Source organism: Spirochaeta lutea (assembly GCF_000758165.1).
GTDB classification, from domain to species: Bacteria; Spirochaetota; Spirochaetia; order DSM-27196; family Salinispiraceae; genus Spirochaeta_D; species Spirochaeta_D lutea.
The window spans coordinates 1-14,965 of record NZ_JNUP01000048.1; the positions used below are offsets into that span (position 1 = coordinate 1).

Genomic DNA, 14,965 nt, shown 5'->3' on the forward strand with positions numbered 1-14,965 from the left:
GATTAAGCAACCTTTTTTCTGTAAATTTCTTTAAAAGCAGGGCGATCATTAGACTCGGGTAAGTACCGTTTTTCATTCTGCCATTGATCGTTCTGTTCGATCAGCATGGCCGCCGCAAGGCGAAGCAAACTATCGGCATTAGGGAATACGCCTACGACCTTTGTTCGCCTTTTTATTTCTTTCATTTGACGTTCAGCCAAATTTGAGGTTCGTAACTTCCTCCTGTGGTTTTCCGGGATATGAAATACGCTTAATCCCTCCCGGAGATTTTCATCAGCCCACTGGGCAAGACGGGGCTGGGTCTTCTCATACTTTTCTACCAGGCTCTGCAAGTACCTTTCGGCGTTCTGTTCATCTGGGGCATTGAAAACCTTGCGGATTTCCGCCGCTACCGCCGGGACATCGTCTTTCCTTGTCACGTAACCACGAGCATTTTGCTGCAAGTGAAATTGACACCGTTGCCACAAGATTCCAGGAAACACAGCATCGATAGCTGCTCGAAGACCCGCATGGTCATCACTGGTAATCATGGTCAGACCATGGAGCCCTCTACGAACCAGGCCTTCTAGAAACGATCGCCAATTTACCTCCGCTTCGCTATTGGCTACTTCTGTGCCCAAAATCTGACGTTTGCCTTCATAATCGACGCCTATGGCCATCAGTAGGGACTGTTTGACCACTTTCGAGCCTACACGCACTGATTCATATGTAGCGTCGAGCACGAGATACTGTATTTGTCCTACCGGCGAGGATCGCCAGGATGTTGCCTCTTCATCCAGCTCCTTCGCCAATCGACTTACCTGTGAGGAGCTCACCTCGGTGCCGCATAGGATTTCTACGATATCTGAAACCCGTCTAGTACTGACCCCTTTTACGTACATCTCGGCTATCGCAAGTTTTAAGGCTCGTTCACTCCGAATACCCTTTTCGATACAGCTGGGATAGAATTCCAGTCCGCGGACTTGAGGTATCTTGAGTAATACCTTCCCGGTAGCCAAAGCCAAGGTTTTGTTCTTAAACCCGTTGGCGTAGCCCATTCGATCTTCGGTCCGCTCATAGGGTTCGGCCTGAAGGGTTTTGGCTCGCTCAAGTTTCATTGCTTCGTTCACTACCTTTTCTATCACCTTAGAAAATTTACTGTCTTCCTTGGTGGCTAACATTTGGATCACTTGCTCTAAAAGTGTATACTCTGATTGGTAGGCCATCGGGCTCTCCTTATGGTTTGTTTCGTCACTTACCATTTGAGCCTGATCGGCCTGCTTTCTTCAACCTAATTTACAGAAAGAATTGTACACCAACACAGGAATGATGTCCGAGTATTCCAGGATTGAACAGACCTTCTCACCCTTGGCATTAACAGAAATAACCCGGTGGATAAAAGAAAATATCTGAGAGATTGCCTTTTAAAATGGGGGATTGTGAACGAGGGAGATTACGGCTCCATGATGATATCATCATCAAATTAGCCAGGATCCACAAGGTATCCACAGATATGATTCTCGGTTTTCAACCCACCTGACACCACCAGCGCAACCAGTGATGATTCAGTCGGACTACGAATTATTCGACGAGTCAAACGCATTGAACAGTTATCAGAATTCAAACAGAAAACTGTCCTGAGAATGATTGACGGATATGGTAAAGGCGAAACTGGAGAATAACTTCATTTATCCTGCTCCTAAAAAACACCAACAGGGTATCGAAATTAGCTTTTCTCATTCCGCTCGAATGCACGCTGTTATAGCTTTTGATTCTTGAATTCTCGGGTGTATACGTATTAATTTATTACAATGTAAAGACTTATGCTATAATAATGTATACGTTTTTTGCAGATGTATACGTATTAATTCTTTATGATGCGCGGTTTACTGCGTTTTACATACATTTACTTTATCTTGCCTTTCCAATTTAGGCACCCTTGTTTATTTCTTCAAGCATTTCCTTCCGTAAAAGGTCGTTCATCAAGGTTTGATACCCCTTCCCGTGACTCTTGAGCCACATCAACACGTCTACATCTATCCGCACAGTAATCTGCTGCTTCTTCGGTCGGTATACTTCCTGGAACTGTTTTGCTTCTGCGAAGTCCTCATCGCTCCATTCCTTGATTTCTGAGGTATCAATATCGCTATCAGGAAGCTTCGACAGCTTCTCAAGACGCTGTTTTTGTTCCTCTGTTAGTGGGCTAAACCCATGTATCGTTTTCATACCGTCGTTTCTCCTACGATGTTGCTTTCCGTGCCGATATTATACGTATTACCTCTTCGCCATTGCGGTTTCTCATGGCATACACTGCCAACACCAAAAGCTCCGTTCCTATGTGTCCCATAATCTGCCAGCGCGGTTCTTCTTCGTTGTAATCCACCCTGGTCACGGCAAAGGGATCGGCAAATACATATCTCGCATCCTCGAATGAGATGTGGTGTCTCGATTTATTTATCTCGTTCTTCTTCTCATCCCACTCAAAGATCATTCTATAATTATACTTTTGTATTTACATTTATGCAATTATACTTCCAAACTACAGGAACCTTACTATTCCTCGGCAGAGAGTACTGCTTCCGCCTGAATTTGAGAAAAGGTAGGAAAGGTAATAGCCAGCCCCAGTCCGGCCTTCGGACATCCCTGTCCGCTGGCCTATACCGAAAACGCGTTACGCGCGAGTCCGGCCTCCTGCCGGCTGTTCGTTCGGGCCCTTTGGGCCCTCACCGCGTAACGGGTTTTCGGCCTACTGGGGGAGGCCAATTGATACACTACAGGAGCTGTGCATCCTTCTCCACCGGTTGTGGCAGATAGGGAAGGATTAGGGGAATTGTGGTTCGAGCTCAAAGGAATTATTACAGCCGCTGGGATTCGCAAGAATCCCAAGGCCCCGCCGTAGGCGGATTGGTGGTCTAAAACAGCACCGGGAGCCCTGTTATAGGCTCCCGGTTTTTAGTTGCTTTTGGCAAGCCTAATGATCTCGCTTGAACTGCGCTCAGCTGTGAGCTGAGCGTCTGGTCAAAGCGCTTATTAGGCTTTGTAAATACTCACCTATGGGAGTATGCTAGATTCCTATGGGATGCTCGTGTCATACCTAAAAAAGGTTGATCTACCTGGTAGAACTTTCCATTCAAAGGTGAGACGCGCGCCTTTATTCTGCGTACCATCAAAAAAAGGAAGAATCTTCAACTCTTCTGGATATCCTGTCGTGTTATTGATGATCAACTCAAGTTGACATCCATAGAACTGCTTATATCCAAGTAGGTGTTCATTTCCATATTGGCTATTAAGGTCAAGAATTGTTAAAGGCCCAGAGATAGGTCTAGGATCTACTAATTTGCCGTCTTCCAAAACTAAGACAATCTCTGATGAGTCAGCTGCATCCAATTGCTCTATCTCTATTGAAAAACTATTTAATATCTCCAACCGTGGTTCTGCATATTCAATCTGGCTTATTTTTGTGTGTACTTGTTTCGTAGACTCAGTCGAAAAATTTTGAACTTCAACATTTTTGCTATCTGCCTCGCACCCTGATAAGAGGCTAACAAATAAAGCACATGACAAGACTGCTCTCCGATTAGCTCTTTTGATTTTCAATTTCTTTACTCTCCTAAAATGTACCGCCAGTTAAAGACAATATTCTTAACACTACCGGCCAATTTATCTAGTGCACCTTGATTTCTTTGCGTTATCGTACCACTGACAGAAGAAGGATGTATCTCAATCGCTTCAGGAGCATTCATGGTAAGGTGATCTATTTTTCCATTCCCTATAAATTTTGGACCATCAATGCTATCAGACCAATCAATACCTGCCTTCCAATCAAATGCGTTCATTGAGCCTATTTCTTCCTTACCCGGTAATACCAAATCTGGATCGTTCGCGATTTCATCTGCAGTACGATCCCTCAGACCAACACCGGATATTCTTTCAGCAGCGATTAATGGAGCCGAAGAACAATCTATCCCTTCACCCCCATCCATATCGGTACTTGGCTTTTCACCCCCGAGTGTATACACACCTCCAACAAAACTATCCATTACCTCAGCTAATCTCTCGTTTAGGTATGTTGGACTTCTTAGATCCCCATCCGTATCACGAAATTCATCCCCATTTATTCGATCGGCTTCTATATCAGCCAACCCAGTCGGATCCACAAACGTCAAAGGATTATTCCCCACAAAAGCAAACCAGTTCACTCCGTCTCTTGCCGGATCTTTTGACATAAACCTTCCGAGTTCCGGGCTGTACCACCTCGCATTCATGTACACAAGCGAAGTCAGCGGGTCATAATCCTTGCCCTGGTACTTAAGCTCCTCAGAATCAGCAAGCGCCCCGTCTTCAGAAACCTGGTCCCCGAAAGGTGTTGCTTCCCCGCTCCATACCACGGCGCCTGCTTCATCGGTCATCAACACCGTTGATCCCACATGGTCGGTGGAGTAGAAATACGTGATGCCGTCACTGGTGCGCCGAGCCAGATGCCGCCCGTTCCGCCAGACGTAGTAATCCGATCCGGTGCTTGCGTGTTCTTCTATCCGGTTGCCGTCAAGATCAAAGACAAAGTGTGTAATCTCGCCAGCGGAGGTCTTGCGGTACACCCGCAGGTTGTTTACGTCATAACCGTATTCAACCACGAGCTCAACAGCCGCGCTGTCGGCGTTATACTGGTACACCTTCGTAAGCCGGTTCAACAGATCATATTCGTACTTCCAGTACTCACCGGTTGCAGTAATACTTACCGTGTCCCCCGATTCAGTCCAGACATTCCCCTTCTCTAGTAGATTTCCGTTCTCATCATAATGGTAGGCCGTATTCCCTGCAACTTTTATTAAGTCGCTATCCGAATAGTACCGGTAGAACGTGCTTTCCATGGTGACCGCTAAGATACTTACCTGAGTACGATTACCATCGGGGGTATAGTTGTAGAACTCATTCCGTCCGCCAGAAAGGGCTATGACAGTAATCGAGTCGGCAGTAACGGACAACAAGGTACTTCCCGCAACCGCGTTTCCGTCTGCATCAAGCTTGTGCACCGTAGAATGGAGCTTCACGAATCGCGCGAATATCTACCTCAGATCATATGAGGGAATACGGGATATGAAGCGGGGTATCGCCACATATTTCAGGTTCTATAACAGCAAACGATTCCACCAATCGCTGGACTATGAAATACCAGATCTACGGTATGAATTGTTTCACATTCAAACGGCAGCAACGGCTGCATAGGAGCTGGATTCCACTTTATACTGAGCAGGAAACTGTTTGACAATTGGGCTCACTATATTGTGCCCATCCATCTGGTGTAGTTTTCCAGCGGTTACACGCCACGTGAAAGAAACTATTCTGTCCTTACCGGGTTACCCCCACCCTACCAGGCCCCGGGAGATTTCAGGTCGGAGTGTTGCCGGTTGTAGTACTCTATTGCTTTGCCCAGCTGCTCCAGGCAGATATCGCCGTACCGGGGTTCGAGCATGTGGATGGTATCCCGGCGGAGGCTGTTGTCACGCTGGAGCAGCAGGGGGAAGATGCTGTGGGTAGAAATGACCAGCTGGTATTTTTTGCATAGCTGACTGATTATATCGTCCCAGAACACCGATTGGGCGGCCATACCGATATGGTTGTCCACCTCGTCCAAGAGCAGGGTCGGCCGGGCATCCCGGGGAAGCTTGTAGGTAAGAAACCGCTCATCCATAAAATTGATGAGCTCGTTCACCAGGCCGATGCGCTGCTCCCCGGATGACCGCAGGTAGGCATGGCGCTCCAGGTAATCCTCGCTGATTAGGGACTTTCCGGTATCGGCGTAACAATCCTGGTAAAACACCGGTCTGCCGTCCCAAAGTATCCGGGCTGAATAGGGAGGTTCTTCCAGGGTGATTTGACGGCTGGGGGCCTTCTGCCCCGCTAGGGCGTCCAAATGAACCTGGTCGTCGGTTCCCGACCAGCCCCCCTGGCTGCAGCCCGCAGCCCTGGCCAGGGCATGCAGTATGGTCGTTTTGCCCGCGCCGTTGGGACCGTAGAGGACATTCAGCCGGGGATTTAGGGTAATGGTTTTCTTGCCGATTCCCCGGAGTTTAGTAGGATAGCCTCGGGTAAATGTAATAGACTCGATCATACCCCAGCCTCCGGGGGCTGCCCGGGGCGCCGGCTCCTGCCCTCCCCGGGGGACGAGGCTCCGTGGGACGGGGGAGCCTGGGGAGAATCATCTTCCTGTAAGTTTTCCCCTCCCGGGGGTTCCAGGCGCTTTTCTCCGGATAGGGCCTGGATGGGCCCGATGTTCTGGCTGCATTCCATGGTGCCCAGGTATCGCCCCTCCTCGTCCCGGAGGGCGTAGTATTCGATGAGGACCTTGGTACCCCCGGCATTCAGCCAGAACTGAACCTTGTCCTTCCTGCGGGATTTCAGGTCATCCACAATGCTCCGCACCCGGTGCATACTCCGGGGCGGGTGGCAATCCTCTACCTTCCGGCCGATGATGCCTGGACTACGGGGAAAGACGCGGTCCGGGGTGTCGGAGAAATACTGCACCCGGTCCTCGGAGTCGATGACCGTGATATCCACGGGCAAGGTCTTGAAAATTGCCTGGAGCTGTTGGGCTGTGAGGCTGCCCGTGGGAGTCCGGAACGGTCCGGGTGATTGCCCTCCGGTAGTTTCCCAACCGGCGGCGGTATGAGGCTCGGGGGTGGCGGGCCGGGTGGTTCCCGGAGACTGCCAGGTGAAGCCCGCCATCTGGTGGACCACGGGGAAGAGGATCCGCTCTTCCCGGTATATGAGAGACCGGGCATCCAGGATGAACCGGCCCAGGGTGGTATTTATGGCATGAAAATCACCCTGGTTTTTTAGTAAGCCCAGAACCTCGTTTCCCCAGCCAAGCACATCATCTTGGATGGTCCACATGAGCTGGACGCAGCGGTGGTGGTCCGGGGCGGTTTTCTCCAGGCGGGGAAAGACTTCGTTTTGCAGGGTTTGGTAGTGGTTTTTTAAGGGAGTCAGAGCGCTTTCCAGGGCCTGGATGAGCTCAGGGATTCCTGCACGGGTTCCACGGTTGGTTGCCCAGTCTTTTATAGCGGCGGAAACCCGAGCAAGATGGCTTTGGAGAGTACGATGGTCCCGGGATAGGGTGGCCAAGGGGCTCTCCGGGGGGTAGGCGGGAATGCCGGATTGTTCCAGGCCGGTGCCGCAGGCCCGAATGAATCGGGCAACCAGGGTTTTTAGGCCGAGAAGATCGGGCTCGGGTTTTGAAAGCTCCTGATCCACAATGCGGTGGATGACGGTATTGACTTCATAGGGGCCTGCCTGGGATAGATCATCCTGGAAGTCGTCAAAGTGGCTTCGGGTGTTCTTGCCCTGGCCCAGGCCCTGGGCGTAGGCTTCTAAGCGGCTGGTGAGGGTTTGGTTTTCCAGGTATTCGGCCATGTCGCTGCTCCTTTTCAATCACTAATGATAACACAGGAGCCGCACCCACGGCTCTCTCATTTGGGATCACCCCTGGCGGCGGTATACCAAAAAGGCCGGGGCAATGGCAGCTACCATTATTACCCCAGATGCCAGCAGCAGGGGCCCGAAGCCAAGGCCCGCGTCCAGGAACCAGCCGAAGATCATGGGTCCCAGGGCGGTTCCGAAGACCATGATAGCTGTAAAGACGGACCTGATGCCGCCAAGGTTTGCGGTGCCGTAGACCTCGGCGATGACCGCAGCCTTTATGGGGCCGCTGCTGCCCATGGAGACTCCGGCCAGAAAGAGGAAGCTCACGGCTGCCCAGGGTGCCTCACTGAGGGATAGGATGAGAAGTCCCAGGGTTATGGGGAGCAGGTGCAGGGGAAAGAGCCGCCGGGCGGTGAACCGGTCCACCAGGGGACCGCCCGCCAGACCGAAGACGAACCGGGAGACTGCGTAGCCGGTAAAGACCATGCTGTACCACTCCGGTGCCCAGCCACGGGCCTCGGCCAAGACCAATTGATAGAAAAAGACAGCGGTGATAATGAGGCTCTGCATCATGATGGAGGGGGCCATGGTCCAGAACCGGGCTTGGCCCAGGATGTGCCACTGGGCTCTGGAAGCGGATGAAGGAGCCGGGGCGGCGCTTGGGGTTTTCTGGGGTAATTCTACTGATGCAGGGACATTGGAATCACCCTGAACACTGAGACGGCTTGCATCCAGTTCCGCCATGGGTAAGAGGCGCAGGAGGGGAACCATGACGGCCAACATGACCAGGGCGTTGACGACGAGGCTGATGCGCCAACCCACCAGGGGAATGAGCAGGGTTATGACCAGGGGAAAGATCATTTCACCCACGGAGTAACCCAGGGAGGAGAGACTCAGGGCCTTGCCGCGGTGGTCCGAGAAGTGCCGGCCCATAACGGTTTGGCTGATGTGGCTCATGAGGCCCTGGCCGCCAAAGCGTAGTCCGAGCAGGGCCAGGGGCAACAGCACAGGGTGGTACACTAAGCCAAGCAGCACCGCCGCCCCGGAGAGAAGACCCAGGGTTTTATAGACGTAGGGTGTCAGGGCTGCGTGATCGATCCGGCCGCCGAAGTTCATCAGCAGCAGAGACGAGCCGATGGTGGCCAGGGCGTAGAGGGTGCCGAATAATCCGTTGGAGATTCCCAGGGCCGCCAGGATATGGGGCACGTAGAGGGACAGGAGGAAGGTCTGACCCAGGCTGGAAAAGAAGGTTAATAAGAAGCCGAATCCCACATGGAGGGGGTAGGCGCGTAAAAAGAGTATATATGCTGACATGGTATGGGGTCATGGTATCAGATTCCCCCGGGGGGTACAAGCCGGGGGGATAGCGGTGCTTTTTTGCGCAGCAGGGCACGCAGATGCGGGTTCGGGTAGTCGGTGAGGCCTAGCTAGGGTATGTCCTGGCTCCAGGGGAGACAGACGCCCTTGGTTATCCTTTTCGTGTGCAACCCTTGTACAAGCCCCCGGATCCGGGGCATTCAAAGAGAACCGATCCCAGAAACAGTACCGTCGCCGGGGATGTTACAACCCTTTGCCCACTAGATTCACCTTTGGTTTCGCTTCAGGGCGTTGGTGAGTCGTTCCTGGATGAGGTACGCCCGGGAGGGCATACACTCGTTTCTACACCTTCGATTCAAGATTATGGGGTAATACTTAGGCAAATATACCTTCTACTATTGACAAGTTTCTTTATTGAGATTATCAAGTATAGGAATGATTCTTAACTAAGTAACGTTACATTAGGAGGTTTACATGAAACGGTTACTATTTCTGCTCGTTCTGCTGGCAGCCGAGAGCGGCGCCGGATTGTTTGCATCGGAATTTCTGGTGAGCACCGATTGGCTTGCCCAGAATCTCAATAATCCCCGGGTCAAGATCGTGGAAGTCAGCGTGAATCCGGGGGTGTATGAGCAGGGTCATATTCCCGGGGCGGTGAATTTCCGTTGGCACAGCGATCTGGTGGATCCGGTGGTGCGGGATATCGCCCAGCCCGAGGACTTTGCCGACCTGCTTTCCCGGAGCGGGATTTCTCCGGATGATACGGTGGTCATCTATGGTGATACTAACAACTGGTTTGCCGCCTGGGGAGCCTGGATCTTCGACATTTACGGCCACCGGGATTTCCGCCTTCTCGACGGCGGTCGGAATAAGTGGGAAGCCGAACGCAGGCCCCTGACCACCGCACCGGCACGACCGCGGCGCACAACCTACCGTATTTCCGGAACCAATAGTGAGCTGCGCGCCCGCCTTCAGGATGTTGTTGCTGCCGCCGAGGGACGGAGCCAGGCGAAGATCATCGACATCCGGAGCGCCGATGAGTACCAGGGCAAGGTGTTTGCTCCGGCAGGCGTACAGGAATTATCCATCCGGGCCGGTCATGTTCCCGGGGCCGTGAACGTACCCTGGGGCCGGGCGGTAAATTCAGATGGTACCTTCAAGAGTCCCGGGGAGCTCGAACGGCTCTACCGTGGTGTGGGAGTTACCGGGGAAGATCCTGTGATTGTGTATTGCCGGATCGGAGAGCGCAGCAGTCATACCTGGTTTGCCCTCTCGAAAATTCTGGGATACGAGGTGAAGAACTACGATGGTTCCTGGACTGAATACGGCAACTCCGTGGGGGTTCCCATTACCAATGTTGCCGGAACGGTTTGGGGAGGGAAATAAGCGAGTATGTCTTCTCTATCCCGTCCCATGGTAGGTGCCGTATTGCCCCGGCGGTCAAGGCGTTTGACCGTCCAGGGGGCAGCCGGTCTTGTGCTGTTGATTGTTCTGGGGGTGATTCTCACCTCCCTCTCCTACTCCGGCGATCTGGTGTATGAAGACCTGGCCCTGACCGGTCTCTTCGGTCTTGTGTTAGGGGCAGTCTTCTACCGGACCAGGTTCTGTATGTTCTGTATGGTGCGGGACGGGGTGGAGGGGCGTAATACCCGGCCCCTCCAGGGGCTGCTGCTTGCTGTTGCAGTCGGCTCGGCGGGGTATTTGCTGATCTTCGGGTCCTGGGTGCCGGATCCCCGGGCCGGGTGGCTGCCCCCCAACGCCTTCATCGGGCCGGTGGGCTGGAACCTGGTGGCGGGGGGGCTGCTCTTCGGTCTGGGTATGGCTGTATCCGGATCCTGTATTTCCAGTCATCTCTACCGGGGCGGGGCCGGGAACAGCGGCTCCTGGTTGGCCCTTCTTGGCAGTCTTGGAGGATTCGCCCTGGGCTATGCAACCTGGGATTTTTAGTATTTGCGGACCATTCAGGAAGCACCGGTAATCTGGCTGCCCCAGCACCTGGGCTATCCCGGGGCTATGGCGGTCCAGCTGGTGATCCTGGGTGTTCTTTCCCTGGTATTGTACCGGGCGGGAAGGAGGGTAAAATCATCCCGGGTGATTCCCCCAGACACCGGAATCCTAGACCCCTTCCGCCGGGTTATCCGAGGCAGATGGAACCCCTGGTGGGGAGCCGGAATTATCGGGGTTATCGGGGCTGCAGCCTACCTGCGCCTTCGTCCCTTGGGGGTGACCAGTGAAATTTCCCGGGTTGGCCGGGGATTGGCCCAGGAGCTGGGATTCATCGGCCAAGGCATTGTCCGGGGGCTTGATGCGGTGGCGGGGTGTGTTCCCCAGGAGGCTGGAGAGTTCCTCAGCCAGAACGGGGTTCTTTTGCTAACCATTGCAGCCGGGAGCCTTATTGCCTGCCTTGGAGCCGGACAGTTCCGGCTGACAGGGGTTTCTGCGCGCCAGGGGCTCCGGCAGATATTCGGCGGGTTGTTATTGGGCTACGGCGCGATGATCAGCCTGGGGTGTTCTATTGGAACCTTTTTATCGGGAACCATGGCCCTGAGTCTGAGCGGCTGGGTCTTCGCCCTCTTTATGACCCTGGGGATTATCGGGGGATTGGCATTCTTCCGGAATCGTAAGGATGCCGGGGGGTGCGATGTGCCTTCTCAGCCGGTGTTCCGGAGCCCCGGATCAAGCCGCCCTGCTGCCGGGGCCGGGCAGTCCGAGGTTCGGGGGTTTATCAGCCCCCGGGGTCTTCGGGCAGTGATGCCGGACCGAGGGGGTGTAGAAGCCCCGGCCCTGGTCTTGCACGTGGCTGGAAACAGGATCGGCTATGAGGCGGGACATATTCCCGGGGCCTACTGGTTCGATCGTTCCTGGGTCTATGGAGACTGGAAGGGCAAGTCTGCCGGGGGAATGTATCCCGAGGGATTGTCCGAGCTGTTTTCCCCCCGGCGCTTCGGGGGAGACAGACCGGCGGTGGTCTACGATTGGGGTGATGCCCAAGAGGCATGCCGGGCTGCCATCGCCCTGAGGTTGTCGGGGTGGACCCGAGTTTCGGTGTTACAGGGGGGACTTTCGGCATGGATTCAGGAGGGGTACAGCATCAGCGAGGGGCTTGGCTCGGATTTCGAGAGCTTGGAAACCCCGGCGGGCGAACAACCCCTGGACCGGCCCGCGGGGCTGAATATCCCGGCGGGGGTTGATCCACAATCCCGGCAAGACCCGCCGCCGGTCAGGATTAGCACCATGGAGGAGGTGCAGCAGGCCTTGATCCGTCAGGATACCCGGATTATCGATGTCCGAAGCGCCGAGGAATTCGAAGCCGGCAGTATTCCCGGGGCGGTACACCGGGAGTGGTCGGAGGCCCTGGATACCCAGGGTATTCTGCTGGCGCCGGAGCCGGTCCTTACGCGGGTCTGGGATCCCCTGGTGAAGGACTTCCCGAGGGTTATCCTCTACTGCCGGAGCGCCATGCGGGCCGCTCATAGTGCCTGGCTTCTCGCCCACCGGTACCCGGAACAGGAGATCCACCTCTACGATGGGTCCTGGCGGGAATGGTCGCGGCGGCAGGTCTAACCGGGGCCGGGGGTGTGCCGGGGCTAAGGGGTCGGGTTTTGGGGTGATTTCAACGGGCCAGGGGCATGTGAATCACCCTAAAAAACCACAGACTATCGCTTAGGTCCGCTTGAGCCGGAGCAACCGGGCATTGATGGCGACGATGACCGTGGAGAGGGACATGAGGATGGCTCCGACCTCGGGGGAGAGCATGATGCCCAGGGGAAAGAGGACCCCGGCGGCCAGGGGAATGGCCAGGAGGTTGTACCCCGTGGCCCAGATGAGGTTTTGGATCATCTTTCGGTGGGTGGCCTTGCCGAAACGGATGAGGGTGGCTACGTCCCGGGGATCGGACTGGACGAGTACGATATCAGCGCTGGCAGCCGCAACGTCGGTGCCTGAACCGATGGCAATGCCGACCTGGGCCTGGGCAAGGGCCGGGCTGTCGTTTACCCCGTCGCCCACCATGGCGACGTATTCTCCGGATTCCTGGAGGCTGCGGATTTTATCCTGTTTCTGATCCGGGAGCACCTGGGCAAAGTACCCGTCCATACCGAGCTGGTCCGATACCGCCCGGGCGGTGGCTTCGTTATCCCCGGTGAGCATCCAGCAGGCGATTCCCTGTTCTTGGAGGGACGTGATGGCGGATTTTGATTCGGGACGGATACGGTCTGAGAGGTCGATGGCCCCCAGGAGGGTATGCTCCTGGACAAGGTAGACCCGGGTCGTGCCGCCGTCGGGGGCCGGGAGGGTCTCCGGCAGGGGTATCCCCAGGGTTTCCAGGTGCCCGGGGCTGAAAACACCGGTGGTGTTACCGTCAATGGCGCCGGTAATCCCCTTTCCTTTGAGGATCTGGGTATCCTGGGCATCTTGAAGTCGGAGGTTACGTTTCCGGGCCTCCTGAAGGATACTGGCGCCGATGGGATGCTCGGAGTAGGTTTCGAGGCTGGCGGCAAGGGTTAGAATGTCTTCCTCGGTCTTGCCGGGGTCGGCGAGGCTGTGGATAGCCGAGACCTGGAAGACCCCCTGGGTGAGGGTTCCGGTTTTGTCGAAGACCAGGGTGGTGATTCTCCGGGCGTTTTCAAAGGCTGTCCGATTTTTAATGAGCAGGCCGTTTTTAGCGCTGGCGCTGGTGGAAACCGATACCACCAGGGGAATGGCGAGCCCCAGGGCATGGGGGCAGGTGATGATCATGACGGTAGCCATCCGGGCGATGGAAAACTGCAGGTCCATGCCTGCTACCAGCCAGCTGACCATGGTAATGGTCCCCACGCTGAGGGCGAGGATGGTCAGCCAAAAGGCAGCCTTATCCGAGAGGGCCTGGGTTCGACTCTTGACCGCTTGGGCATCCCGCACCAGCCGGATAACCTGGGAGAGGTAGGAATCCTCCCCGGATCCCTGGACGGTCATCTCCAGGGACGAGTCGCCGTTCACCGATCCTCCGACAACCTTGTCTCCGGGCTCTTTCCCCACGGGACGGCTTTCACCGGTGAGCATGGATTCATCGAGGTAGGAGGATCCGGATTCCACTACCCCGTCGGCAGGGATCTTCTCCCCGGCCTTGATGAGAAGCCGGTCGCCGGGTTCGATTGATTCTATACTGACATCCGTCCATTCACCCTTCACGGATTTATGGGCGGTGGCGGGCATCAGTTGGGCGAGTTCTTCCAGGGCGCTGGATGCCCCTAGGACCGAGGCCATTTCAATCCAGTGTCCAGCCAGCATGATGGCAATGAGGGTGGCAAGCTCCCAGTAAAAGGGTGTTCCCTGTAGACCGAAACTTACAGCTGCGCTGTAAAAGTAGGCCACAGAAATAGCAACCCCGATGAGGGTCATCATGCCCGGGGTTTTGGCGCGAACCTCGGTTACCAAGCCCTTGAGAAAGGGCCAGCCGCCATACACATATATAATAGAGGAGAGAGCGAAGACCAGCCACTGGGACCCGGGGAAACCGAGCTGGTAGCCCAGGGCGTTCTGGATTAGGGGTGCCAGGGCGAGTACCGGGACACTCAAAACCAGGGTGATGTAAAACCGCCGTTTAAAGTCCTGGATCATCATCCGGTGGTGGGCGTTATGATCGTGATGGCCATGTTGGTGTTGGTGTTGTTCATGGGGTGATCCATGGTGTTGGTGATTCATCTTCGTTCCTCCTTCTATAGAAATACGTCCCGGGCGCTTCCTCTTTTCTACATGGTTATTTTTCTAATGAGCAATAATAAGATTATTCATAGTATACTCTTGCATCTTATACCCCTATGGGGTATTATACTATCCCCATGGCGAAAGGGCAAGGAATATATGGTGATAAAAAGACTATGTTAAAACCTGTTCTAACCAAAACCGACACAACCGTTTTGTGTGTATGTATCCTTACGATAATCCTGATAAGCGGGGCTGTCTACGGATCCTCGGATCCAGGCTCATTGGTACGGATCGAAACGCCGGAGGAGGTGCTGCTATTTCCTCTGGATGAACCCCGGACGATTCTGGCCCTGGAGGATCCACAATCATGCCTCATAGAGATTACCCAAAACCAGGTTCGGGTTATAGAATCCGGATGCCCAAATCAAATATGCATCTCCATGGGAAGTCTGCCGGCCCCGGGGAATTGGATCGCCTGCCTGCCCCACGGCGTGTTTATTTCTCTGGAGGGAGACACGGACGATCTCCTGCTGGTGTACTAGATTCTCCAACACCTACTTAG

At 54.5% G+C, this 14,965-nt stretch carries 12 protein-coding genes and 1 pseudogene; 4 read left to right on the forward strand and 9 right to left on the reverse strand.

The window, feature by feature from the left end:
• Positions 1-2 precede the first annotated feature (2 nt).
• The 8 genes from DC28_RS05540 to DC28_RS05575 form a co-directional block, all read right to left on the reverse strand.
• Positions 3-1,205 carry an IS256 family transposase gene (locus DC28_RS05540; RefSeq protein ID WP_037545877.1) on the reverse strand — a complete coding sequence of 401 codons (1,203 nt, stop codon included), beginning with the start codon at positions 1,203-1,205 and terminating at the stop codon, positions 3-5.
• A 703-nt stretch (positions 1,206-1,908) separates the two neighbouring features.
• Positions 1,909-2,205, reverse strand: coding sequence for a BrnA antitoxin family protein (locus DC28_RS05545; RefSeq protein ID WP_037546732.1), 297 nt, complete (start codon positions 2,203-2,205; stop codon positions 1,909-1,911).
• A gap of 13 nt (positions 2,206-2,218) precedes the next feature.
• Complete coding sequence (locus DC28_RS05550) at positions 2,219-2,470, reverse strand: BrnT family toxin (protein WP_037546734.1); 252 nt, start codon at positions 2,468-2,470, stop codon at positions 2,219-2,221.
• Positions 2,471-3,051: 581 nt separating this feature from the next.
• A complete protein-coding gene (locus DC28_RS05555) occupies positions 3,052-3,576 on the reverse strand; it encodes a hypothetical protein (RefSeq protein WP_037546736.1) in 525 nt (174 codons plus the stop codon).
• A gap of 5 nt (positions 3,577-3,581) precedes the next feature.
• Positions 3,582-5,030 carry an RHS repeat domain-containing protein gene (locus tag DC28_RS15320; protein WP_052078506.1) on the reverse strand — a complete coding sequence of 483 codons (1,449 nt, stop codon included), beginning with the start codon at positions 5,028-5,030 and terminating at the stop codon, positions 3,582-3,584.
• 317 nt (positions 5,031-5,347) lie between these two features.
• On the reverse strand, positions 5,348-6,091 hold the full coding sequence (locus tag DC28_RS05565) for an ATP-binding cassette domain-containing protein (RefSeq protein ID WP_037546741.1): 744 nt from the start codon (positions 6,089-6,091) through the stop codon (positions 5,348-5,350).
• Positions 6,088-7,410, reverse strand: a complete 1,323-nt coding sequence (locus DC28_RS15325; protein ID WP_156104592.1) for a PAS domain-containing protein — start codon at positions 7,408-7,410, stop codon at positions 6,088-6,090. Before DC28_RS15325 ends, DC28_RS05565 begins: the two co-directional genes overlap by 4 nt.
• Positions 7,411-7,458: 48 nt before the next feature.
• Positions 7,459-8,715, reverse strand: a complete 1,257-nt coding sequence (locus DC28_RS05575; RefSeq protein ID WP_052078508.1) for an MFS transporter — start codon at positions 8,713-8,715, stop codon at positions 7,459-7,461.
• A gap of 477 nt (positions 8,716-9,192) precedes the next feature.
• On the opposite strand from DC28_RS05575, the gene DC28_RS05580 reads away from it, so the two are divergent.
• The 3 genes and pseudogenes from DC28_RS05580 (at position 9,193) to DC28_RS16885 (ending at position 12,282) form a co-directional block, all read left to right on the forward strand.
• Positions 9,193-10,104, forward strand: a complete 912-nt coding sequence (locus DC28_RS05580; RefSeq protein WP_037546744.1) for a sulfurtransferase — start codon at positions 9,193-9,195, stop codon at positions 10,102-10,104.
• 27 nt (positions 10,105-10,131) lie between these two features.
• Positions 10,132-11,301 (forward strand): annotated as a pseudogene (locus DC28_RS16695) (YeeE/YedE family protein); the annotation flags it as partial.
• Positions 11,302-11,469: 168 nt separating this feature from the next.
• Positions 11,470-12,282, forward strand: a complete 813-nt coding sequence (locus DC28_RS16885; RefSeq protein ID WP_342585330.1) for a sulfurtransferase — start codon at positions 11,470-11,472, stop codon at positions 12,280-12,282.
• 99 nt (positions 12,283-12,381) lie between these two features.
• On the opposite strand, the gene DC28_RS05590 is transcribed toward DC28_RS16885, so the two are convergent.
• Positions 12,382-14,400, reverse strand: a complete 2,019-nt coding sequence (locus tag DC28_RS05590) for a copper-translocating P-type ATPase (RefSeq protein ID WP_037546745.1) — start codon at positions 14,398-14,400, stop codon at positions 12,382-12,384.
• A 137-nt stretch (positions 14,401-14,537) separates the two neighbouring features.
• Here DC28_RS05590 and DC28_RS05595 point away from each other — a divergent pair, with 137 nt between their 5' ends.
• On the forward strand, positions 14,538-14,945 hold the full coding sequence (locus DC28_RS05595; protein ID WP_162180195.1) for a NusG domain II-containing protein: 408 nt from the start codon (positions 14,538-14,540) through the stop codon (positions 14,943-14,945).
• Positions 14,946-14,965 lie beyond the last annotated feature (20 nt).

Excerpts from the sequence above, each read along its gene's own strand:
- DC28_RS05595 (WP_162180195.1), top strand. The coding sequence starts at position 14,538 with ATGGCGAAAGGGCAAGGAATATATGGTGATAAAAAGACTATGTTAAAA.
- DC28_RS05550 (WP_037546734.1), bottom strand. The coding sequence starts at position 2,470 with ATGATCTTTGAGTGGGATGAGAAGAAGAACGAGATAAATAAATCGAGA.
- DC28_RS05545 (WP_037546732.1), bottom strand. The coding sequence starts at position 2,205 with ATGAAAACGATACATGGGTTTAGCCCACTAACAGAGGAACAAAAACAG.
- DC28_RS05575 (WP_052078508.1), bottom strand. The coding sequence starts at position 8,715 with ATGTCAGCATATATACTCTTTTTACGCGCCTACCCCCTCCATGTGGGA.
- DC28_RS16885 (WP_342585330.1), top strand. The coding sequence starts at position 11,470 with ATGCCGGACCGAGGGGGTGTAGAAGCCCCGGCCCTGGTCTTGCACGTG.
- DC28_RS05580 (WP_037546744.1), top strand. The coding sequence starts at position 9,193 with ATGAAACGGTTACTATTTCTGCTCGTTCTGCTGGCAGCCGAGAGCGGC.
- DC28_RS05590 (WP_037546745.1), bottom strand. The coding sequence starts at position 14,400 with ATGAATCACCAACACCATGGATCACCCCATGAACAACACCAACACCAA.
- DC28_RS05540 (WP_037545877.1), bottom strand. The coding sequence starts at position 1,205 with ATGGCCTACCAATCAGAGTATACACTTTTAGAGCAAGTGATCCAAATG.
- DC28_RS05565 (WP_037546741.1), bottom strand. The coding sequence starts at position 6,091 with ATGATCGAGTCTATTACATTTACCCGAGGCTATCCTACTAAACTCCGG.